The sequence below is a fragment of the Klebsiella sp. A-Nf5 genome (assembly GCF_002810545.1).
Lineage (GTDB): Bacteria > Pseudomonadota > Gammaproteobacteria > Enterobacterales > Enterobacteriaceae > Klebsiella > Klebsiella variicola.
The window spans coordinates 38,766-58,876 of record NZ_PIOG01000268.1; the positions used below are offsets into that span (position 1 = coordinate 38,766).

17 protein-coding genes and 1 pseudogene are annotated in these 20,111 nt (G+C 63.6%); 3 read left to right on the forward strand and 15 right to left on the reverse strand.

Going from position 1 to position 20,111, the window contains the following annotated elements; translation table 11 throughout:
- The first annotated feature begins 22 nt into the window (after positions 1-22).
- A complete protein-coding gene (locus tag CWM53_RS25340) occupies positions 23-2,095 on the forward strand; it encodes a TonB-dependent siderophore receptor (protein ID WP_100729488.1) in 2,073 nt (690 codons plus the stop codon).
- A gap of 148 nt (positions 2,096-2,243) precedes the next feature.
- Here CWM53_RS25340 and CWM53_RS25345 read toward each other — a convergent pair whose 3' ends face one another.
- The 7 genes and pseudogenes from CWM53_RS25345 to CWM53_RS25375 all read right to left on the reverse strand — a co-directional run bounded on the left by CWM53_RS25345 (position 2,244) and on the right by CWM53_RS25375 (position 9,275).
- A complete protein-coding gene (locus tag CWM53_RS25345) occupies positions 2,244-3,032 on the reverse strand; it encodes an ABC transporter ATP-binding protein (RefSeq protein WP_100729489.1) in 789 nt (262 codons plus the stop codon).
- Entirely contained in the window at positions 3,026-4,021 is a 996-nt protein-coding gene (locus CWM53_RS25350; protein ID WP_100729490.1) for an ABC transporter permease, read from the reverse strand. Before CWM53_RS25350 ends, CWM53_RS25345 begins: the two co-directional genes overlap by 7 nt.
- A complete protein-coding gene (locus tag CWM53_RS25355) occupies positions 4,002-5,039 on the reverse strand; it encodes an ABC transporter substrate-binding protein (RefSeq protein ID WP_074385580.1) in 1,038 nt (345 codons plus the stop codon). Before CWM53_RS25355 ends, CWM53_RS25350 begins: the two co-directional genes overlap by 20 nt.
- Positions 5,036-5,998 (reverse strand): ABC transporter substrate-binding protein, encoded by a 963-nt coding sequence (locus CWM53_RS25360; protein WP_008804495.1) that lies wholly within the window; start codon positions 5,996-5,998, stop codon positions 5,036-5,038. Before CWM53_RS25360 ends, CWM53_RS25355 begins: the two co-directional genes overlap by 4 nt.
- A gap of 5 nt (positions 5,999-6,003) precedes the next feature.
- Positions 6,004-7,155 carry an acyl-CoA dehydrogenase family protein gene (locus CWM53_RS25365; protein ID WP_165785132.1) on the reverse strand — a complete coding sequence of 384 codons (1,152 nt, stop codon included), beginning with the start codon at positions 7,153-7,155 and terminating at the stop codon, positions 6,004-6,006.
- Positions 7,142-8,237: pseudogene (locus tag CWM53_RS25370) on the reverse strand (LLM class flavin-dependent oxidoreductase). Before CWM53_RS25370 ends, CWM53_RS25365 begins: the two are co-directional and overlap by 14 nt.
- Before the next feature lie 144 nt (positions 8,238-8,381).
- Entirely contained in the window at positions 8,382-9,275 is an 894-nt protein-coding gene (locus CWM53_RS25375; RefSeq protein ID WP_100630651.1) for a LysR family transcriptional regulator, read from the reverse strand.
- 106 nt (positions 9,276-9,381) lie between these two features.
- Between CWM53_RS25375 and CWM53_RS25380 the strand changes: the two genes are divergently transcribed.
- Positions 9,382-9,984, forward strand: coding sequence for a cysteine dioxygenase (locus tag CWM53_RS25380; protein WP_012541416.1), 603 nt, complete (start codon positions 9,382-9,384; stop codon positions 9,982-9,984).
- A 5-nt stretch (positions 9,985-9,989) separates the two neighbouring features.
- Entirely contained in the window at positions 9,990-11,570 is a 1,581-nt protein-coding gene (locus CWM53_RS25385; protein ID WP_100630652.1) for a rhodanese homology domain-containing protein, read from the forward strand.
- 12 nt (positions 11,571-11,582) lie between these two features.
- On the opposite strand, the gene CWM53_RS25390 is transcribed toward CWM53_RS25385, so the two are convergent.
- The 8 genes from CWM53_RS25390 to CWM53_RS25425 form a co-directional block, all read right to left on the reverse strand.
- The gene (locus CWM53_RS25390) at positions 11,583-12,308 is read right to left on the reverse strand and encodes a polyphenol oxidase family protein (RefSeq protein ID WP_032730631.1); all 726 of its coding nucleotides are present in this window, start codon (positions 12,306-12,308) and stop codon (positions 11,583-11,585) included.
- A gap of 102 nt (positions 12,309-12,410) precedes the next feature.
- Complete coding sequence (gene mhpT / locus CWM53_RS25395; protein WP_100729491.1) at positions 12,411-13,607, reverse strand: 3-(3-hydroxy-phenyl)propionate transporter MhpT; 1,197 nt, start codon at positions 13,605-13,607, stop codon at positions 12,411-12,413.
- A gap of 75 nt (positions 13,608-13,682) precedes the next feature.
- Complete coding sequence (gene mhpE, locus CWM53_RS25400) at positions 13,683-14,699, reverse strand: 4-hydroxy-2-oxovalerate aldolase (RefSeq protein WP_012541412.1); 1,017 nt, start codon at positions 14,697-14,699, stop codon at positions 13,683-13,685.
- Positions 14,696-15,646 (reverse strand): acetaldehyde dehydrogenase, encoded by a 951-nt coding sequence (gene mhpF, locus CWM53_RS25405; RefSeq protein ID WP_100675449.1) that lies wholly within the window; start codon positions 15,644-15,646, stop codon positions 14,696-14,698. The genes mhpE and mhpF overlap by 4 nt, the downstream gene beginning before the upstream one ends.
- On the reverse strand, positions 15,639-16,445 hold the full coding sequence (gene mhpD / locus CWM53_RS25410; protein WP_012967940.1) for a 2-keto-4-pentenoate hydratase: 807 nt from the start codon (positions 16,443-16,445) through the stop codon (positions 15,639-15,641). Before mhpD ends, mhpF begins: the two co-directional genes overlap by 8 nt.
- Before the next feature lie 10 nt (positions 16,446-16,455).
- The gene (mhpC, locus tag CWM53_RS25415; RefSeq protein ID WP_004151837.1) at positions 16,456-17,322 is read right to left on the reverse strand and encodes a 2-hydroxy-6-oxonona-2,4-dienedioate hydrolase; all 867 of its coding nucleotides are present in this window, start codon (positions 17,320-17,322) and stop codon (positions 16,456-16,458) included.
- Positions 17,323-17,339: 17 nt separating this feature from the next.
- Complete coding sequence (gene mhpB, locus CWM53_RS25420) at positions 17,340-18,284, reverse strand: 2,3-dihydroxyphenylpropionate/2,3-dihydroxicinnamic acid 1,2-dioxygenase (RefSeq protein WP_074385576.1); 945 nt, start codon at positions 18,282-18,284, stop codon at positions 17,340-17,342.
- Position 18,285: 1 nt separating this feature from the next.
- Positions 18,286-19,950 (reverse strand): bifunctional 3-(3-hydroxy-phenyl)propionate/3-hydroxycinnamic acid hydroxylase, encoded by a 1,665-nt coding sequence (locus CWM53_RS25425; RefSeq protein WP_100729492.1) that lies wholly within the window; start codon positions 19,948-19,950, stop codon positions 18,286-18,288.
- Positions 19,951-20,111: the final 161 nt, after the last annotated feature.

The following is a 20,111-nucleotide window of genomic DNA, read 5'->3' on the forward strand; positions in this document are numbered from 1 at the left end:
TTTTTTAGCCTCACCGGGATTAATGGCCGCCGACAATAGCGCGGCGAAAAGTAACAACGACGCGGAAGAGACCATCACCGTGGTGGCCGACGGCGCGCAGCAGAGCGCCACCAGCGGCTATCAGCCACTCAGCTCCGCCACCGCGACGCTGACCTCGATGCCGCTGCTGGATATTCCGCAGGTGGTCAATACCGTCAGCGATCGGGTACTGGAAGATCAGCACGCCACCTCACTCGACGAGGCGCTGTATAACGTCGCTAACGTGGTGCAGACCAACACCCTCGGCGGTACCCAGGACGCCTTTACCCGCCGCGGCTTCGGCGCCAACCGCGACGGCTCGATCATGACCAACGGCCTGCGCACCGTGCTGCCGCGCAGTTTTAACGCCGCCACCGAACGGGTGGAAGTCCTGAAGGGGCCAGCCTCGACGCTGTACGGTATCCTCGACCCCGGCGGGCTGATCAACGTCATCACCAAACGGCCGGAGCGGCAGTTCTCTGGTTCGGTTTCCGCGACGTCTACCAGCTTTGGCGGCGGTACCGGCAGCTTCGACGTCACTGGTCCCATCGAAGGTACAAATCTGGCGTACCGGTTGATTGGGGAATATCAGAATGAGGATTACTGGCGCAATTTTGGTAAAAACAAAAGCAACTTTATCGCCCCTTCCCTGACCTGGTTTGGTGAACGGGCGACGGTGACCGCGTCCTATTCGCACCGCGACTACAGCGCGCCCTTTGACCGCGGCACTATTTTCGATCTGAATACCGGCCATGCGGTGAACGTCGATCGCAAAACCCGCTTCGATGAAGCGTTTAATATTACCGATGGCTATTCCGATCTCGCTCAGCTCAACGCCGAGTATCGCCTTAACGACGCCTGGACCGCGCGCTTCGACTACAGCTACAGCCAGGACAATTACAACGACAACCAGGCGCGGGTGATGGCCTATGATTCGGCGACCGGCAATCTCACCCGCCGGGTCGACGGTACCCACGGTTCAACGCAGAAGATGCACTCCACCCGCGCTGACCTGCAGGGCAACGTGGTGGTGGGCGGCTTTTATAACGAACTGCTGACCGGCGTCGCCTATGAGAATTACGATCTGCTGCGCACCGATATGCTGCGCTGCAAGAACGTGAAAGGCTTTAACATCTATCATCCGGTCTACGGCACCCTCGACACCTGTAATACCGTCTCCGCATCCGACAGCGATCAGCGTATCCAGCAGGAGAGCTATGCCGCTTACGTGCAGGACGCGCTGTACCTGACTGACAACTGGATCGCCGTCGCTGGCGTGCGCTACCAGTACTACACCCAGTACGCCGGTAAAGGCCGACCGTTTAACGTCAATACCGACAGCCGCGATGAGAAATGGACGCCGAAAGCCGGCCTGGTCTACAAAGTGACGCCGAACGTCTCCCTGTTCGCCAACGTCGCCCAGTCGTTTATGCCGCAGTCGTCGATCGCCAGCTATATCGGCGAGCTGCCGCCGGAAGAGTCCACCTCCTACGAAGTCGGCGCCAAATTCGACCTGTTAAACGGCATTACCGCCAATATCGCGCTGTTTGATATTCACAAGCGTAACGTGCTGTACACCGAGAGCATTGGCGATGAGACGGTGGCCAAAACAGCGGGCAAGGTGCGTTCCCAGGGCGTGGAAGTGGACCTGGCCGGGTCCATCACCGATAACCTCAGCGTGATCGCCAGCTACGGCTACACCGACGCCAAAGTGCTGGAAGATCCGGATTACGCCGGGAAACCGCTGCCAAACGTGCCGAAACATACCGGCTCGCTGTTCCTGACCTATGACATTCATAACGTCTATAACAGCAACACCCTGACCGTCGGCGGCGGCGGTCATGCGGTCAGCAAGCGCTCCGGCACCAACGGCGCGGATTATTATCTGCAGGGCTATGCGGTGGCGGATGTGTTCGCCGCCTATAAGATGAAGCTGCAGTATCCGGTGACGCTGCAGGTGAATGTGAAGAACCTGTTTGATAAGACCTATTACACTTCCTCGATCGGCACCAATAACCTCGGCAACCAGATTGGCGACCCGCGCGAGGTACAGTTCACGGTGAAGATGGATTTTTAAGCCGGACCATGGCGTCGCGCCGGATGTTCATTGCCGGGCGGCGCTGCGCTTGCACCGGCCTACAACAGCATTGGCCTGCAGTCCTTCCCCTTCCTGTCGAGTTTGTAGGCCCGGTAAGGCGCAGCCGCCACCGGGCAATGCGTTCAGCTTACCAGTCCTCCTCCTGGCCGAGGATGCGCAATATATCCTGACGATGCTGCAGCAGCTGCGGGTTATCGCGATGACGGGGAAAATCCAGCGGCAGCGCGAACTCGGCGATAATCCGCCCTGGACGCGGCGACATCACCAGCACCCGCTCGCACAGCAGCAGCGCCTCTTCGATATCGTGGGTCACCAGCAGGCTGGTATACCCCTGCTGCTGCCAGAGGGCGATCAGCTCCCGCTGCATGCTAATGCGGGTCAGTGAATCGAGTTTGCCCAACGGCTCGTCAAGCAGCAGCAGGCGCGGCTCGTTCAATAAGGCGCGCGCCAGCGCCGCACGCTGCGCCATCCCCCCGGACAGCTGCCGCGGCCACGCCTCGCTGAAGGCCTGCAGCCCGATGCGGTCAATCAGCGCGTCGGCCTTCGCCTCCAGCCCCTTTTTGCCCTGCGCCTGCGGGCCCAGCAGCACGTTCTGCCGTACCGTCAGCCATGGGTAGAGCGTCGGATCCTGAAACACAAGGATCCGCTCCGGCCCCGGGGCGCCGAGCGCCGCGCCGTCGATCTGCATCTGTCCATTCTGCGGCGCTTCCAGCCCCGCCAGCAGCCGCAGCAGGGTTGATTTACCGCAGCCGGAAGGGCCCAGCAGCGCCACGCTTTCCCCCGGGCGCAGCTGCAGACTGATATTCTCCAGCACCGGTACCGTCTGTTTGCCAAGCGTAAACGCATGATGAAGATGGCTGATGGAGACCGCCGCGCCGCGCGCTATCGCCGGCGATTCTGGCGTCGCTGTTACCATTGCATTCCTCCTCGCTGCCAGCTCAGCAGCCGGTCACGCAGCATAAATAATCCGCTTATCAGGCCGGAGCATAACAACGCCATCACCAGCAGCGCGGCGTACATATTCGGATAGGCCGCCCAGCCCTGGGCCCACTGGAGGTAAAAGCCGATCCCCGACTTCACCCCGACCATTTCGGCGACAATCAGCACCGAAAACGACGCGCCGAGCCCCATAAACAGGCCGACAAAGACGTTCGGTAGCGCGGCGGGGATCGCCACCCGCAGGATCAGGAAACGCTGGCTGGCGCCGAGGGTCCGCGCCACGTCGTACCACGCCTTATCAATGCCCATCACTCCGGACCAGGTCAGCACCGTGACCGGGAACCAGGTGCTCAGCGCGATCAAAAACACGCTGGCGCCGAAGCTCGAGGGAAAAATAAACAGGCACAGCGGCAGCAGCGCGGTGGACGGCACCGGCCCCAGCAGACGTAACACCGGATGAACCCAGTAGCCAATCCGTTGCGACCAGCCAATGGCCAGACCGGTGATGAACCCGCTGCTGGTGCCCAGCAGCACGCCGAGCCCCAGCAGCCCCAGCGAGTGCAGCAGGCTGTCGAGCAGGCGCGGCCAGTCGTCGTGCAGCACCTCGATCAGCGCCTGCGGCGGCGCGAAAAACGGCACCGGCAGCACGGCACTCTTGGCGGTCAGCCCTTCCCAGACAGCAAACAGCACCGGCAACAGCGCCAGCCACTTGCCGGCATGCAGCACACGCGCGCCGCGCGCTCGCCAGTAGCGATAGCTCAGCGCCAGCAGCAGTAATCCGCCGCCGAGGGTGAATTGCGCCAGCGCCCACCCTTCGCTAAACGGCCAGCGCCGCCCGGCATCGGGCCAGGTCAGAGTAAACAGACCGCCCAGCAGCCACAGCGCGGCGGCCAGCAGCCCTTCTCCCCACAGCGGCGCGCGGCCGGTGGAGCGCGCCAGAGCCTGCTCAGGCGAATACGTTGGCATAGATACTCTCCGCGAACTGATGGGGATCGGTACCCGGTTTGATCACCTGCACCCGCTGCAGGTCGACCGCGTACTGCGTCAGCTCTTTCACGAACGCTTCGCCCACCGCGTGATGGCCGTGGCCCTGCCCGTGCAGGATGCCGCTCACCTCCGCTTCACTGGTATTCAGGGCATGGGCGAGGAAAGATTGCGCCACGCTTTCCGGATGCGCTGCGGCATAGCTGTGCGCCTCAAGGATCGCCTGGGTGAGCGCGGCGGCGGCCGGTTTATGGTCCCGCGCCAGGCTCCCGCTCACCCCCAGCACGCAGCAGCTGAGGTTGGCATAATCCCCGGTCATATTGCTGGCGATCAGCTGATACTTGCCGGTCTCCAGCAGACGATAGCTGAATGGCTCGCTGCCGCTGATGGCGGCGATTTCGCGCTTGTCCAGCGCCACGCTGAGCAGATCCGCCGGGTAGACTTTCCACTGCACGTCGCTGATCGGGTCGATACCGTGGCGCTTAAGCAGAATGGCGAAGAAGTTTTTATCCGGCCCGGCCATGTCAGTGACGCCGATGGTTTGTCCCTTCAGGCTCTCGAGGCCGCCGAACGGCGAGTCTTTGGCCGTCAGCAGGTTCAGACAGCCGCCGTGGGTCCCGGCGGTGAGCTTGACGTCAAAGCCCTGCTCCAGCGCCTTCAGCCAGCGCAGCGCCATCCCCACCCCGGCGTCGGCCTTGCCGGTGGCGATCGCCTCCAGCAGCACATCGGTGGAGTTGCCGAAGTTAACAAACTCAACGTCGAGGTTATATTTACTGAAAATCTTCTGCTGCTCGGCGACGGCGACCGGCGCGAGGCATACCGCGCTTTTATTGATCGCCAGCTTGATCTTGTAGGGCTCTGGCAGGCGCAGCGCCGGATGGGCATCGCCGCTGGCCATGTCCGCCATATCGTGAGCCCACAGCGGCAGAGAGACCCCGGCCAGCGCCAGGCCGCCGCTGAGCTGTAAAAAATGGCGGCGGGAAAAAGTGTTTCTGGTCATGGTGTCACCTCGGCGGCGGGCACGCTAAAGCTGGGGTCAAAGGTCGGCTTCACGTCCAGCCGGGTGCGGATCAGGCCGTTGGCGAGATAAAAGTCCGCCGTTGCCTGCTGCTGGGTCACCGTTTCCTCTGCCAGCGGCTGCCACTGCGACTGGCGGTTGGCAAACTGCGCGCGGGCGATCTCCGCCGGGAAGCGGATGATCTCCCCCAGCGTTTTCCCGTAGCTGTCGAGATTGGCGTAGGCCCAGCGTTCGGCGCCGGCCAGGCGCTGGAGATAATCCTGCAGCGCGGCGCGTTTTTGCGGATCGTTCAGCGCGGAATCCGTTGCCGCGAGGAAGGTATTCCCCGGCAGCAGCCCTTTGCCGCTCACCAGAATCTGCCCCTCATTGGTCTTCACCATTTGGGTGGTGTAGGGCTCCCAGGTCGCCCAGGCGTCCACCGAACCGTTAAGCAGCGCCACTTTGGCGTCCACCGGGCCGAGGAACACCCACTGCACCTCCTTCGGTGAAATCCCCGCCTGCTCCAGCGCTTTCAGCGCCACGAAATGACCAATCGATCCTTTACCGGTGGCGATGCGTTTGCCTTTTAAATCGGCGCCGCTTTTTAACGTGCTGCCGGGGGAAACCAGCACCGCGGTCCCCGCCGGGTTGCTTTTATCCACGGCAATGGCTTTGACCGGCGCACCGTTGGCCAGAGCAAACAGCAACGGCGCATCGCCGATAATCCCCGCGTCCACAGCGCCCGCGTTGAGGGCTTCCGCCAGCGGCGCGGCGGCCGGGAACTCGGCCCACTTAATGTCGTAAGGGAGATTTTGCAGGGCGTTGGCCGCCTCCAGCTGCGAACGCATGCCGCCTTTTTGATCGGCGATACGCAGGGTGATCCGCTCCTGCGCTGTCGCGTAGCCGCCCAGCGCCAGCAGCATCAGCGCTGCCGCCACCCGGCCTGAAAATGATAGACGCATCGTGATTATCCTTGTGATTGAAAGACGAAGTTGCCGGCTGCCAGCCAGGCGCTGTCGCTCTGTGGGGTATGTACCCGTCCGCAGAGCACATTGCGGTAGTGGCGTTCCAGCGGGTTCTGTCGGCTCAGGCCATGATTGCCGGTCAGCTCGAGCGCAATATTCACCGCCTGAATGGCGTTGTCGGTGATGGTGACTTTCGCCAGATTGGCCTCGATGGCGGAAAAGCGCAGCGCGGCGGCCTGCTCCAGCAGGCTGCGGTTGACCAGCAGCAGCCCGGCGATCTGCCCGACTTTCTCCTGCACCCGTGGCAGACGAGAGAGGGGATACCCGAGACCGGCGGGTACCCGCCCCGCCAGCCACCTCACCAGCCAGTCGTGAGCGGCGTGGGCAATGCTGTCATAGATCGCCGCCAGCAGCGCCGTCTGCCGGTTGGCGAACAGGCGAAACGGTTCGGCCTCCGCGGCGGGTGGCGCATCGGCCGGCCAGACATCCACCGCGTGCTCTGCCGCCACCCGCACGTGGTTAAAAATAACTTCATGGCTGCCGGTGGCCCTCATCCCGGCGTGATCCCAGCTTTTCACCACGCTGATACCCGGGCTGTCGCCAGGCACCAGCCAGGTGCCCACCAGCGGCGGGTTATCATCGCTTCTGGCCCACACCGCCAGCCAGCGCAGCCCTTCAATGCCGGTGGTATAAATTTTATGGCCGCTGATGTCCCAGCCCTCCGCGCGACGGGTCGCCACGGTGTCCGGCAAGCCGCCCCGCGCCGGGGAGCCCAGCTCCGGCTCGACGCGCAGGCTGTTGATCAGGCCACCGTGTTCGACAGCATCGTGAAAAACCTGCTGGCGCAGCGGCGCGTGCCAGGCGTCGTTTTCCGCCAGCCGCAAATGGTGCAGATACTGCATGCAGACGATCAGCGCTGTCGCCGGCTCTCCCCAGGCGATGGCGGCGATGGCCTGCTGAAGCTGGGCCAGAGTGGCGCCCGCGCCGCCGCAGGATGGCGGCACGGCGAGACTTAACCAGCCTCCCGCGCGCAGAAGGTCGATATTACGCCGGGGAAACTCGCCGCTGGCATCAAGGCTGGCCGCCTGCTCCGCCATCTGCTGGCGGAGCGCCGTCAGTTGCCGGGCCCAGTCGTCGCGCTCAGGATGGATCACGATGCGCGCTCCGCCACCGCACGCCGCGCGGCTTTTTCCCGGGCGATCGGCAGCAGCGCCCGGCCATAGTCGGCCGCGTCGTTCAGCGGATCAAATCCGCGGATCAGGAAGTTACGCACGCCGAGGTCGTAGTAATCGAGCAGCGCATCCGCCACCTGCTCCGGGGTGCCCACCAGGGCGGTGGAGTTATGTCCGCCGCCCACCAGTTGGGCGATGCCGGTCCACAGACGTTTGTCCACCACCCTGCCCTGCGCTGCGGTGGCCCGCAGCCGCTGGGCGCCGATGCTGTCCGGTTTGGCTTTGAAACCCCCTCCGCGCTGCGCCGCCTGCTCGGTGGCGACGTGCAGGATATGCTCGGCTTTCTCCCAGGCTTCGGCTTCGCTGTCGGCGATAATCGGCCGGAACGAGACGCTGAAGCCAATATCACGCTGGTGTTTCGCCGCTTCGGCGCGCACACGCTGGATGGTCTCGCCGGTTTGCGCCAGCGACTCGCCCCACAGGGCGAAGACGTCGGCATGTTTGCCGGCGACGGCGATGGCCGCTTCCGACGAGCCGCCGAAGTAGATGGGAAGATGCGGTTTTTGCAGCGGGCGAATGGCGGACCAGGCCTGCTCGGCCTGATAGAAATCGTTGTGAATATCCACCGGCTGCTCGCTGGTCCACACCTGGCGCACGGTGTCGAGGAAGGCGTCGGTGCGGGCGTAGCGCTGGTCGTGGTCGAGATAATCGCCATCCCGGCGCTGCTCGGCATCGTTGCCGCCGCTGATGATATGCACCGCCAGCCGGCCCCCCAACAGGTGCTCAAGGGTGGCGAATTTGCGCGCGGCGAGGGTTGGCGAAACAAAACCGGGGCGATGAGCCAGCAGGTAATGGATTTTCTGCGTCGACAGCCCCGCCAGGGCCGTCACCAGAAAGCCGTCGGGTTGATCGGACCAGTGGCCGACCAGCAGACGATCAAACCCAGCGGCTTCATGGGTTTGCGCAAAGCGAACGATATAGTCGCGGTCAAAGATCGGCCCCACCGGGGCAATCGTTTCGGAAGAGAGGCGGTGGCCAATCATGCCGAGAAACTGAATGCTCATGAACAACTCCTTGCGTCAGGGTAATGGAGTGGCCGCGACAGCGGCGCTGGTCATTACCCTATACAGAGTGTGTTAATGAGCAAAATGCATTTTTATCATATCTTAATATGCTGAATTAGCATTAAACAAAAATGCATAGTGCTTTCAGTCGGATACTGTCAGCTGCTGTACCACTTTGCTGGCGAAAAAGGTCAGCGGCGGCTGCAGGTTTGCCAGATACTGGGCGTGGATCAGCCACAGTGAGACCGCAGGCTGAAAATCGCTGAGGTTGAGGACCGCGATCTCGTCCCGCCACGGGCTGCTGGCCAGCGCCGCCCGCGGCACCAGACCCAGCCCCTGTCCCTGCGCCACCAGCGCTATCTGCAGCTGCGCGCCCGCGCTCTCGACATTAAGCTTCAACCGCAATCCCTGACTCTGCAGCTCGCGAATGAGCCCGGCGCGCAGGCCACAGCCGTCGGGGTTAAGGATCCAGCCCTGTTCGGCGCACTCCCGCAGGGATGACGCGCGTAAATTCAAACGCCGGCCGACGATCGGCACCACCTCCAGGGGACACAGCAGCCGTCCGCTATAGCCCTCGGCGAAGCTTTGCTGGGCCGGCCCCATCGCCAGCATGCCGTCCAGCTCGCCGTTTTCCAGCCTACGCTGCAGCTGTCCGCTCCAGCCGCAGGTGATCTGCGGCGACAGTCCGGGAAACTGCTGGCTCAGCGCTGACAGCGCAGCCGGCAGGGCAATCTCGCTGAGACTCTGCGGCACGCCGAGACGCAGCGCGCCGCGCGGCTCGCCTTCCGGATCCAATAGGCTGTAGAGTTTTTTCGTCTCACGCTTAATGCTCAGACACTGCTCGTACACCCGATGTCCGGCGGCAGTCAGGGTCAGCGGGCGGGTCTGGCGCTCCAACAGCGTCACGTTCAGCTCCTGCTCCAGGCGTTGCAGGCGCCGGGTGATGGCCGACTGGGTGATCCCCAGATATTCCGCGGCCTGATTGAGGGACGAAAACTGCACCGTGGCCAGCAAAGCGTCGATATCGTCAATGCGCATAGGATCCTTATGTGAAATTTGCATATTAATATATGCGTAAATTGCATTTAAATAATATTAACGCCTCTGTTAGCGTTTTGACCAGTCCCTCTGACAGGAACCGCACATGACTGCACCACGACTGGAAAAATTACGCCATTTCATTCATGAGGTAGACCGCCTGCACCGTGAGCACCACCAGACCGCCCCGCTGCTTGACGCCGTGGCGCAGCGACTGGCGGCGCTGGTGCGTTACGACGACTGGCTGCCGGAAGAGTACACCCTGCCGCATCCGCACCATTACCAGCAGTATCTGCTGCATGCCGACTCCGGGGAGCGCTTCTCGATTGTCAGCTTCGTCTGGGGACCGGGGCAAGCGACGCCGATCCATGACCACCGGGTGTGGGGGGCCATTGGTATGCTGCGAGGCGCGGAAGAGAATCAACGCTACCAGCTGGATGCCGATGGCATACCGCGCGCGCTGGGCGCCGCCACGCTTCTGGAAGCAGGCCAGGTGGAGAAAGTCTCCGCTGACGATGGCGATATTCATCGCGTCAGCAATGCGCTGGCGGATCGCGTCTCCATCAGCATTCACATCTACGGCGGCAATATCGGCGCGGTGAAGCGCGCCGTGTATACCCCGGAAGGACAGCAGAAACCGTTTATCTCCGGCTACTCCAACCGCCATTTACCCAATATCTGGGATTCCTCCCGCGAACATCAAGGATAACCACTATGTCCACCTACGCTTATCGCCAGGCCGCCGAGATCCGCCAGGCACTGCTCGATCGTCGTGAACTGGCGCTGATCGACGTCCGCGAAGAGGCCGATTTCGCCACCGATCATCCGCTGTTTGCCGTCAATCTGCCGCTCAGCAAACTGGAGCTGGAGGTCCGCCGGCGAATACCGCGCTTCACCACCCCGCTCACCGTTTACGACAACGGCGAAGGTCTGGCGGAGATCGCCGTCGAACGACTGCGGGCCTGGGGCTATCAGGATGTGGCCCTGCTGACAGAGGGGCTCGCCGGCTGGCGCCGCAGCGGCGGCGAGCTGTTTCAGGACGTTAACTCCGCCAGTAAAGCCTTTGGTGAACTGGTGGAAAGCGTGCGTCACACGCCGTCGCTCAGCGCCCAGGAGGTTCAGGCGCTCATCGACAGCCAGCAGGAGGTGGTGATCGTCGACGCCCGGCGCTTCGATGAGTACCAGACCATGAGCATCCCCGGCAGCATCAGCGTGCCCGGCGGCGAGCTGGCCCTGCGGGTAGAGAGCCTGACGCCCTCCCCGCAGACGCCGGTTATCGTCAACTGTGCCGGACGCACCCGCAGCATCATCGGCACCCAGTCGCTGATCAACGCCGGCGTGCCAAACCCGGTCCATGCCCTGCGCAATGGCACTATCGGCTGGACGCTGGCCGGCCAGACGCTGGCGCACCAGCAGCAGCGGCAATACGATCCCTCCGCCCGCGCCTCCGGCGCCCGGGCCGCTGAGGTGGCGCATCTTGCCGAACGGGCCGGGGTGGTGGTCATCGATGAGGCCACGCTGCAACGCTGGCTGCAGCAGAACGACCGCACTACCTTCCTGTTTGATGTCCGCAGCCCCGAGGAGTACGCGGCGGGTCACTATCCCGGCAGCCTGAGCGCGCCAGGCGGCCAGCTGGTGCAGGAGACCGATCACTTCGCCAGCGTACGAGGGGCGCGAATTGTGCTGCTGGATGACGATGGCATCCGGGCGGCGATAACCGGCTCGTGGCTGGCGCAGATGGGCTGGGAGACGGCGCGGCTGAGCGCGCTGTCGGCCAGCCAGTTGAGCGAACGCGGGGTGCCGGCCGCCGAGGTGCCGCCCGGCCCGCAGGCGGAGGAGATAAGCCCGGCGCAGCTGGCGCAACAGCTGGACGAACCCGGTACGGTGGTGCTCGATTTCACCACCAGCGCCAACTTTGTCGCTCGCCATATCCCCGGCGCGTGGTGGCTAACGCGCTCGCAGCTGCGCCAGGCCCTGGATGTGATCCCTCCCGCACAGCGATACGTGGTGACCTGCGGCAGCAGTCTGCTGGCCCGCTACGCGGTGCCGGAGGTGGCGGCCTTGACCGGTAAACCGGTGCAGTTGCTTACCGGCGGGACGCTGGCGTGGATCGCCGCCGGTCTACCGCTGGCGCATGGCGACAGCGGCCTCGCCGTCGAGCGCCGTGACCGCTATCGTCGTCCGTACGAAGGAACCGATAATTCCGCCGAGGCCATGCAGGCCTATCTGGAGTGGGAGTATGGCCTGGTGGATCAGCTGGCCCGCGACGGCACCCACGGTTTTCGGGTGCTCTAGCGCGAGCGCGCCTCAGGCCTCGCGCAGGATCCACGAATACTGAAAGCTCTTCGGCGCCGGAAAATGGGTCCGGCGTCGGTAGGAGCCCAGCGACTGCGGGGTGCAGTAGGTGCAACTCCCCAGCCATTCAACGCTCGCCGGCGACACTCCCGCCTCTGCGAAGATCGCTTCGGCAAAGGCGCGCAGATCAAACCACAGATTATCGCTGCCGCGTGCGGCGGCTTTGAGCGCATCGCTGACCGGGCCCGAACGGGAATGAAACAGCCGCTGGCGATGGCGGGCCACCCGATCACCGCCGGGCTGGTCCAGCAGTTGCTGATAAAATGCGGCGGAGACTTCGTAACAGCAAGGGTGAATATGCGGCCCCACGGCGATGACCAGATCGGCCAATGCCACCCCCTGCTGGCGAAAACAGGCCAGACTGTTGTCGACAATGCCGCTGACCAGCCCCTGCCAGCCGGCATGCACGCTGCAGACGAAGCGACCGTCGCGCGAGGCGATCAGCATCGGCAGACAGTCGGCGGTCACCACCCCCACCTTTTGCCCGGCTACCGCGGTAAACACCGCGTCGGCGTGCGGGCGCGTCGGCAGCGGCTGCTGATAATGATGAACCTCATTACCATGCACCAGCTTCACCGGAGCCAGCTCGGCATAGGGAAAGGCGGCGGTTTCGTGGACATCGAGAAAAGCGTGGCGGATGCCAGGGATAGCATTGAGCAAACGGGAGGTGTAAGCCATAGGGACGATAAGCGTCAGGGAATGATGTCTTACCATAGGCCAGGTGACGCGGACAGGCAAGGCGGCGGCCCGGCATTTTTTTGCCAGACCGCCGGATGCGTCTCAGACAATCGCGGCGCGCTGCTGACGATGCATCAGCCAGAACACCGCCACGCCGGCCAGCACAATGCCCGGCGCCGAGGCCGCCATCACCCCGACGGTGCCAGTGCCGAGGGCCAGCATCTTGCCGGCCAGCAGCGGGCCGCTCATCGCCCCGAGACGGCCCACCGCCACGGCGGTGCCGACCCCGGTGGCGCGGATCGCTGCGGGATAAAAAAGCGGCGCCAGGGCATAGAGTACGCTCTGGCCGCCGGTGGCGAACAGGCCGGCGACAAACCCCGCCAGCAGCATTCCGTTCAGCGACGACGCGCTGCCCAGCGCCAGCAGGGAAGCCAGAATCCCGCTGTAGATCAGGAGCGACATCCGCAGCGGGGTGAGCTTATCCATTAGCGCTCCCAGCAGCAGCGTGCCGCAGGCGGCGCCGATCTGCAGAGAGAACATCACCCCCGCCGCCTGGCTGGCCTGGAATCCCTGGCCCACCAGCAGCATCGGCAGCCAGTTGATCAGCATATAGACCACCAGCAGGGTGAAAAAATAGCCCAGCCACAACAGCAGGGTGGCGGCGGCATGCCCCGGGGCAAACAGGGTGCGCAGCGGCACGCTGGCCTCCGCGCGCTGAAACGCCTGCGACTCCGGTAGCCAGCGCATCAGCAGCGGGATCAGCAGTAACGGGACCACGCCGCCAATCCAGAAAATAGTCTGCCAGGCCGCGGCGAGACCGGAAAAGCCCAGCGCTGCCGCCAGCGCGGCGCCAATGGGTACGCCGCAGTACATCAGGCTTACCGCCCGGCCGCGGAAGCGTGAGCCAGCGGCTTCCGAGGTTAAGGCAATCAGGTTAGGCAATGCCGCCCCGAGCCCGACGCCGGTGAGCAGGCGCGCCAGCAGCAGCGTCGGGAAGCTCCATGCCACCGCAGTGGCCAGCGAGAACAGGCCAAACAGCAGCACCGACCCCAGCAGAATGCGCTTGCGCCCGTGGCGGTCCGCCAGCATGCCGCCCACCAGCGCGCCGGGCAGCAGGCCGAGGATCCCGGCGCTGAAGATCCAGCCCATCTGCATTTTATCCAGCGCAAAGGCCTGCGCCATGCCGACGGCGGCAATCCCCGCCGCCTGCAGATCCAGCCCTTCCATCAGGGCCACCATAAAACAGAGCCCGATGGTGACCACCAGGCGCGAGGGGTTTGCAGTCGTTATCTTGGTCATAGGGTACCTTGGCGATAGCCGAACAAACGGAGCAGGTGACTGGCGGCTGATGCTTTGTCAGCCGCGCGTTTTTCCTTATTTATTACGGTTAAGCAGATCCAGCGCAACGTCGACGATCATATCCTCCTGACCGCCGACCATCCGCCGCTTGCCCAGCTCGACGAGAATATCCACCGCGCTGAGGCCATAGCGCTCGGCCGCCGCTTCGCTGTGGCGCAGGAAGCTGGAGTAGACCCCGGCGTAGCCCAGCGCCAGCGTTTCGCGGTCGACACGCACCGGGCGGTCCTGCAGCGGCCGCACCAGATCATCGGCCGCGTTCATCAGGGCGTAGAGATCGGTGCCATGCTGCCAGCCGAGCTTGTCGGCGGCGGCAATAAACACTTCCAGAGGCGCATTGCCCGCCCCCGCGCCCATCCCGGCCAGGCTGGCGTCAATGCGATCGCACCCCTCTTCCACCGCGGCGATAGAGTTCGCCACCCCGAGGCTCAGGTTATGGTGGGCATGCATCCCGGTGGCGGTCTCCGGCTTCAGCACCGCCTTCAGGGCACGGAAACGGTCGCGAATGTCGTTCATGTTCATCGCCCCGCCGGAATCCACCACATAGATACAGGTCGCGCCATAAGATTCCATCTTCAGCGCCTGCTGCGCCAGTGCCTGCGGGGAGATCATATGGCTCATCATCAGAAAACCGACGGTGTCCATTCCCAGCTCGCGGGCAAAGGCAATATGTTGCGCCGCGACGTCCGCTTCGCTGCAGTGGGTGGCGACCCGCACCACCCGCGCTCCGGCCTGATACGCCGCTTTCAGATCGTGCAGCGTGCCGATGCCCGGCAGCAGTAAGGTGGCGATTTTCGCCTGGCTGACCGCCTCCGCCGCCGCTTCAATCCAGGCGATGTCGCTGTGTGCGCCAAAGCCGTAGTTGAAGCTGGATCCCTGCAGGCCATCGCCATGGGCCACTTCGATGGAGTCGACCCCAGCCTTATCCAGCGCGCCGGCGATCTGCTGCACCTGCGCCAGGGAATACTGGTGACGAATGGCGTGCATGCCATCGCGCAGCGTCACGTCCGAGATATAAAGTTTTTTACCGTTCATGCTGTCGCTCCCGCCGCACTGTGCATTGCCCCGGCCATTTGCTCCGCCGTCGCCAGCGCCGCCGAGGTCATAATATCGAGGTTGCCCGCGTACGCCGGCAGATAGTGCGCCGCCCCTTCCACTTCGAGGTAAACCGCGGTTTTCAGGCCGGAAAAACAGCCGACGCCGGGCAGGTTGACCGGCTTATCCTCGGGGATAACCTCAAACTGCACCTGCTGCTTCAGCCGGTAGCCCGGGACGTAAGCCTGCACTGCCGCCGCCATTTCGGCGATCGAAGCGGCAATGGCCTCCTGCGACGCCAGCTCGCTCAGGACGTAGACGGTATCGCGCATCATCAGCGGCGGCTCCGCCGGGTTCAGCACAATAATCGCTTTGCCCTTGCCCGCGCCGCCGACTTTTTCAATCGCCTGCGAGGTGGTTTCGGTGAATTCGTCAATATTGGCCCGCGTGCCCGGCCCGGCGGATTGGCTGGCGATCGAGGCCACAATCTCCGCGTAATGCACCTTCGCCACTCGCGAGACCGCGGCGACCATCGGGATGGTCGCCTGCCCGCCGCAGGTCACCATATTGACGTTGCCCTGATGGAGATTGGCCGCGAGGTTGACCATCGGTACGCAGTACGGGCCAATCGCCGCCGGCGTCAGGTCGATGACGCGGATCCCCGGCTTCGCTTCGCGCAACGCGGCATCGTTTTTGATGTGCGCCCCGGCGCTGGTGGCGTCAAAAACAAAATCGATGTCGGCAAATTCCGCCATCTGCATCAGGCCGCCCACCCCTTCGTGGGTGGTCGCGACGCCCATGCGCCGGGCGCGGGCCAGGCCATCCGACTGCGGGTCGATGCCGACCATCACCGCCATCTCCAGATGCTGGCCGTGGCGCAGGATTTTAATCATTAAATCGGTGCCGATATTCCCGGAGCCGATAATGGCGACTTTACGTTTACGCATCACGATGTCCTTCTCCGGCGGCGACGAAACGTGCCGCGACTGAGCCAATACCTTCGATATGGGCGACAAAGCTGTCCCCTTCGTTAATCGCCACCATCGGGCCTAACGCCCCGGTCAGCACGATATCCCCCGCCCGCAGCGGTTCGCCGAGACTGGCCAGCTTGCGCGCCAGCCAGACTGCGGCGTTCAGCGGATGTCCCAGACACTCGCTGCCGCGACCGCTGGAGACCAGCTCCTGGTTGCGGGTCATGTGCATGGCGCACTGCTTCAGATCCAGTCCCGCCGGGCGCTGCGCCGGGCCGCCAATGACGTACAGGCCGCAGGAGGCGTTATCGGCGACGGTGTCGACAAAGCCGATTGACCAGTCGCGAATGCGGCTGCCCACCACCTCCAGCGCCGGCAGCACCCATTCGATGGCGTTATACAGTTCATCAAAGGTGGTATCGGCATGCGGCAGATCCTGCTTCAGCACCAGGGCGATCTCGGCTTCCACTTTGGGCTGCAGCACGCGACCAAACGGCACCTCGGCGTTGTCGCCGTAGCACATGTCGGCAAACAGAGTGCCGAAGTCCGGCTGATTGACGCCCAGCTGCTGCTGCACTTTGGGATGGGTCAGGCCCACCTTGCGGCCCACCACCCGCCGGCCATGGGCGACGTGGTGCTGGACGTTCAGACGCTGGATGGCATAGGCGGCGTCGGCATTGTCGACGCCGAGGATATCGCGCAGTGGGGCGATCGCCTGGCCGGTCTGTTCCGCGTCGCGCAGCTGCCGGGCCAGCGCGTCAAGAGAAAAAGTCATCATTAACTCCTTAAGCCCGTGCGAGGAAATTGAGCACCAGCTGATTAAAACTGTCGGCATGTTCCCACTGCGCCCAGTGGCCGCAGTCGCGGTAAATATGCAGTTCCGAACCGGCGATCCCGGCGAGCAGGCGCAGCCCGGCGTCCATCGGCACGAAGCGGTCGTTGCGTCCCCAGACGATCAGGGTTGGCGCGCTGATTTCGCCCAGCCGCGGGCCAAAGTCAGGAAACTGCTTCGGGTTGGCTTCGAGGCTTTTGACGAAGTTGTCCAGATGATCGCGGCGCGACAGCATATTGTTGAGACGGGCCTCGAACAGCGCCTCGGTGAGGTCGCGGGTGTCGAAGACGAAGATGCTCATCATCTTCTTCAGGTTTTCTATGGTCGGCTCGCGGTACAGGGCGTTCAGCAGCTTGATGCCCTCCGTCGGCATCGGCGTAAACAGGCTCATGCCGCCGGTCCCCCCGCCCATCAGCACCAGCTTAGCCACCCGCTCCGGCCAGCTCAGGGTGAAGGCCACCGCGCTATGGCCGCCCATCGAGTTGCCCAGCAGATGGACTTTATCGATCCCCAGCTGATCGACCACGCTTTTCAGAATGCGGGCGTTGAGGTCCGAACGTGAGCCGCTGTTGACGATAGCATCGCTTTTGCCCCACCCCGGACAGTCGAGGAGCAGCACGCGATAGCCCGCCTCGACCAGCGGGTCAATGTTACGGCTGAAGTTGGCCCAGCCGGTGGCTCCCGGCCCGGATCCGTGCAACATAACCACAGTCTCTTTCCCGTCGCCGCAGTCATTGATATGGATGCGCAGCGTGCGGCCCCCCTCGTCGACATTGAGGAATCGGCTGGTGGCGGCTTCGGTTTGCGGTTGATAGCTCATGTTAGTCTCCCGGTTAATCAAATCTCGGTGGTGGCGCTCAGCGAGCCGAACCCGGCGATCCACTCGGGGATCGGCCGATAATAGCGGCCTTCACTGCGCCAGCGGCCAAAAGCGGATAGCGCGGCAAAGGCGGCCACCCAGGTCTTAATTTCGTGCGTCGATTTGCCGGCCATCGCCGACAGCTCGTCGTTGCCGATCGCATCCAGTTCTGCCAGCCGCCCCTGCTCCAGCAGGCTCATAAAGCGGTTGTCCCAGACCGGGTTGAGGGGATGGAGCGAGTGCGGATCTTCAGTAAACCGCCTGGCGGCGTTGATCACCCGCTGCTGGCGCAGTTCGCGTTCGTCCGGCGGCAGCTGTTTGCCGCCGCCGAGCAGGCGATCGCGGAGATGGGCGTCGGCCTTCGCCAGCTCCGGCACCGGCGGCTGGTGCGAGAGTCCGCCAGAGCCGAGGATCAGCACCCGTTTATTGAGGGTGTTGAGGAAGCGGCCCATCGCCTCGCCCAGCAGCCGGGTACGTTGAAAACCCGGCAGCGGCGCGGCGACGCCGTTAATAAACACCGGCAGCACCGGCAGGCGATCCAGGCCACCCAGCAGAAACTCCAGCGGCTGAGCGAAGCCATGGTCCACCTGCATGTTGTACGACACCGCCAGATCGATACCGCTGTTGATCACGGCGTGGGCGCAGGCTTCGGCCAGCTCGGTCGGTACCGGCAGGTCGCCGGCGGCGCTGGCGAAGTCGCCGATGGCGGTGGCGCCGACGCCGAGGCAGAACGGCGGCATCACGTCATAGAAAAAACCGTTGTAGTGATCGGGGGCGAAGAGCACCACCAGCTCGGGATCGAAGGCGGCGATCCGCCGCCGGGCGTCAGCAATCACCCCGTTCACTTCATCAAGGACCGCCTGCTCCGGGTCGACGAATCCCACCAGCGGAGTGTGGGAGAGACAGTGCAAATAGGCATGCATATCAGGCCACCTTCTCTTCAGCGTGGGCGGTATCTCCGACCGCGAGAGTCATTTTTTCCGCCAGCGCGGTCAGCTGCGCGCCGAGGGTCTGCGGGATGGCGAGAGCGGCGACAAAGCGGTCCGGTCTGACCACGGCAATGGCGGTGTTATGCTGAGCAAACCAGCTCTTCAGGCGGTTTTGCGTATCGCCCACCCGCAACGTGCCGGGGGCGTTATCCTGCTCGCGATGGATCTGCACCGCCGGCACCACCTGGATAAAGCGCACCCCGGCCGCGCGCCAGCGGGCGATCTGCCCGGCGTCGAGCCCCCACTGCGGGTTGCAGCCCCAGCCGATAATGGCGAAATTCGCGCCGATGACGTCGTCGAGTAGCACGCTCTCGCCGCTCTCCAGCGTCACCTGCGGTTGAATAAACATTTTGCCCACCGGCGAGGTTTTGCTGGCGCCGTCGGTCAGCAGCGCCCCCTCGCGGTACTGCGGCATCGGCTTAAAGCGCATTTCGAGGAAGTAGCGCTTCACCGGCGGCAGGTAGTTCAGCAGCCAGGAGAGACCGTCGCGCACGGCCCCCTGCCAGCGCTTCGGCGGCGCCAGCACGTGGCCGGCGGTGACCGACAGATCAATCATCGCTTTCGCGTGGTCGCGGCGCTCCTGCTGGTAGCTGTCGAGCAGCGCCTCTCCCGCTTTACCGTTGACCACCAGCGCCAGCTTCCACGCCAGGTTGAAGGCGTCGCGCATGCCGCTGTTGTACCCCTGGCCCTGCCAGACCGGCATGATGTGCGCCGCATCGCCGGCCAACAGCACGCGGTCGATGCGAAAGCGTTCGGCAAGGCGGGCGTTATGGGTATACACCCGCTGGCGGATCAGCTCGACGCGATCCGGGTCCGGCAGCACTTTGCTCAGCAGACGACGCATATTGTGCGGCTCGCTGAGCTGGGCTTCGGTTTCTCCGGGCATCACCATGAATTCAAAGCGGCGCACGCCATGGGGCAGCGCGGCGGAAACGTAGGGTCGCACCGGGTCGCAGCACAGGTATACGTGCGGGGTGGCCAGCGGGTCGTTGGCGATATCGATGACGATCCACTGATTCGGCGCGGTCTTGCCTTCGAAGGGGACGTTCAGCGTACGACGAATAAAGCTGGCGCCGCCGTCGCAGGCCACCAGCCAGTCAGCGCGCACCGTCTCCCGCTCGCCGTCCGGTCCTTTAAGATTTAACGTGACACCGTCACCGTTCTGGCTAAAGGCTTCTACTTCGCGGGAGAAGAGGCAGCGGACCTGCGGGAAACGCTGCAGACCGTGATACATCACCGCATCGACCTGGGGCTGAATGAAGGCGTTGCGCCGCGACCAGCCAAACTCATCGGTCATCGGCTGGATATCGGCAAAGCAGCGCCCCTTCGGGGTCAGAAAGCGCATGGCGTGCCACGGCGTGGTGTGCGGCAGCACGTCATTCACCAGTCCCACCGCCTGCATCGCCCGCAGGGATTCATCGTCAATGCCGATGGCCCGCGGGTAATCGATCAGTGTGTCGAGCTTTTCCACCAGCAGCACGCTGATGCCCATCTGGCCAAGGTAGTTGGCCATCATCAGGCCAACCGGACCGGCGCCGGCGATGGCGACCTGAGCGGTATGCTGCACGGCGGGTTGAATATCGGGTGTAGATGTTGTCATTCTCAGCGACCTCACGACTCGGAAACTGCCCGACTGACAGGCAATTTGTTAATCATGTGTAAACGTATTTTTATAATGGGCTGAGTATAGGGCGGGGGTTTTCGGCTACAATCAAAACATCACCGAATGTGCACCAGGTGCACAGCGCTGTTTATAAAGCA

Excerpts from the sequence above, each read along its gene's own strand:
- CWM53_RS25340 (WP_100729488.1), top strand. The coding sequence starts at position 23 with ATGGCCGCCGACAATAGCGCGGCGAAAAGTAACAACGACGCGGAAGAG.
- CWM53_RS25345 (WP_100729489.1), bottom strand. The coding sequence starts at position 3,032 with ATGGTAACAGCGACGCCAGAATCGCCGGCGATAGCGCGCGGCGCGGCG.
- CWM53_RS25350 (WP_100729490.1), bottom strand. The coding sequence starts at position 4,021 with ATGCCAACGTATTCGCCTGAGCAGGCTCTGGCGCGCTCCACCGGCCGC.
- CWM53_RS25355 (WP_074385580.1), bottom strand. The coding sequence starts at position 5,039 with ATGACCAGAAACACTTTTTCCCGCCGCCATTTTTTACAGCTCAGCGGC.
- CWM53_RS25360 (WP_008804495.1), bottom strand. The coding sequence starts at position 5,998 with ATGCGTCTATCATTTTCAGGCCGGGTGGCGGCAGCGCTGATGCTGCTG.
- CWM53_RS25375 (WP_100630651.1), bottom strand. The coding sequence starts at position 9,275 with ATGCGCATTGACGATATCGACGCTTTGCTGGCCACGGTGCAGTTTTCG.
- CWM53_RS25380 (WP_012541416.1), top strand. The coding sequence starts at position 9,382 with ATGACTGCACCACGACTGGAAAAATTACGCCATTTCATTCATGAGGTA.
- CWM53_RS25385 (WP_100630652.1), top strand. The coding sequence starts at position 9,990 with ATGTCCACCTACGCTTATCGCCAGGCCGCCGAGATCCGCCAGGCACTG.
- CWM53_RS25390 (WP_032730631.1), bottom strand. The coding sequence starts at position 12,308 with ATGGCTTACACCTCCCGTTTGCTCAATGCTATCCCTGGCATCCGCCAC.
- mhpT (WP_100729491.1), bottom strand. The coding sequence starts at position 13,607 with ATGACCAAGATAACGACTGCAAACCCCTCGCGCCTGGTGGTCACCATC.
- mhpE (WP_012541412.1), bottom strand. The coding sequence starts at position 14,699 with ATGAACGGTAAAAAACTTTATATCTCGGACGTGACGCTGCGCGATGGC.
- mhpF (WP_100675449.1), bottom strand. The coding sequence starts at position 15,646 with ATGCGTAAACGTAAAGTCGCCATTATCGGCTCCGGGAATATCGGCACC.
- mhpD (WP_012967940.1), bottom strand. The coding sequence starts at position 16,445 with ATGACTTTTTCTCTTGACGCGCTGGCCCGGCAGCTGCGCGACGCGGAA.
- mhpC (WP_004151837.1), bottom strand. The coding sequence starts at position 17,322 with ATGAGCTATCAACCGCAAACCGAAGCCGCCACCAGCCGATTCCTCAAT.
- mhpB (WP_074385576.1), bottom strand. The coding sequence starts at position 18,284 with ATGCATGCCTATTTGCACTGTCTCTCCCACACTCCGCTGGTGGGATTC.
- CWM53_RS25425 (WP_100729492.1), bottom strand. The coding sequence starts at position 19,950 with ATGACAACATCTACACCCGATATTCAACCCGCCGTGCAGCATACCGCT.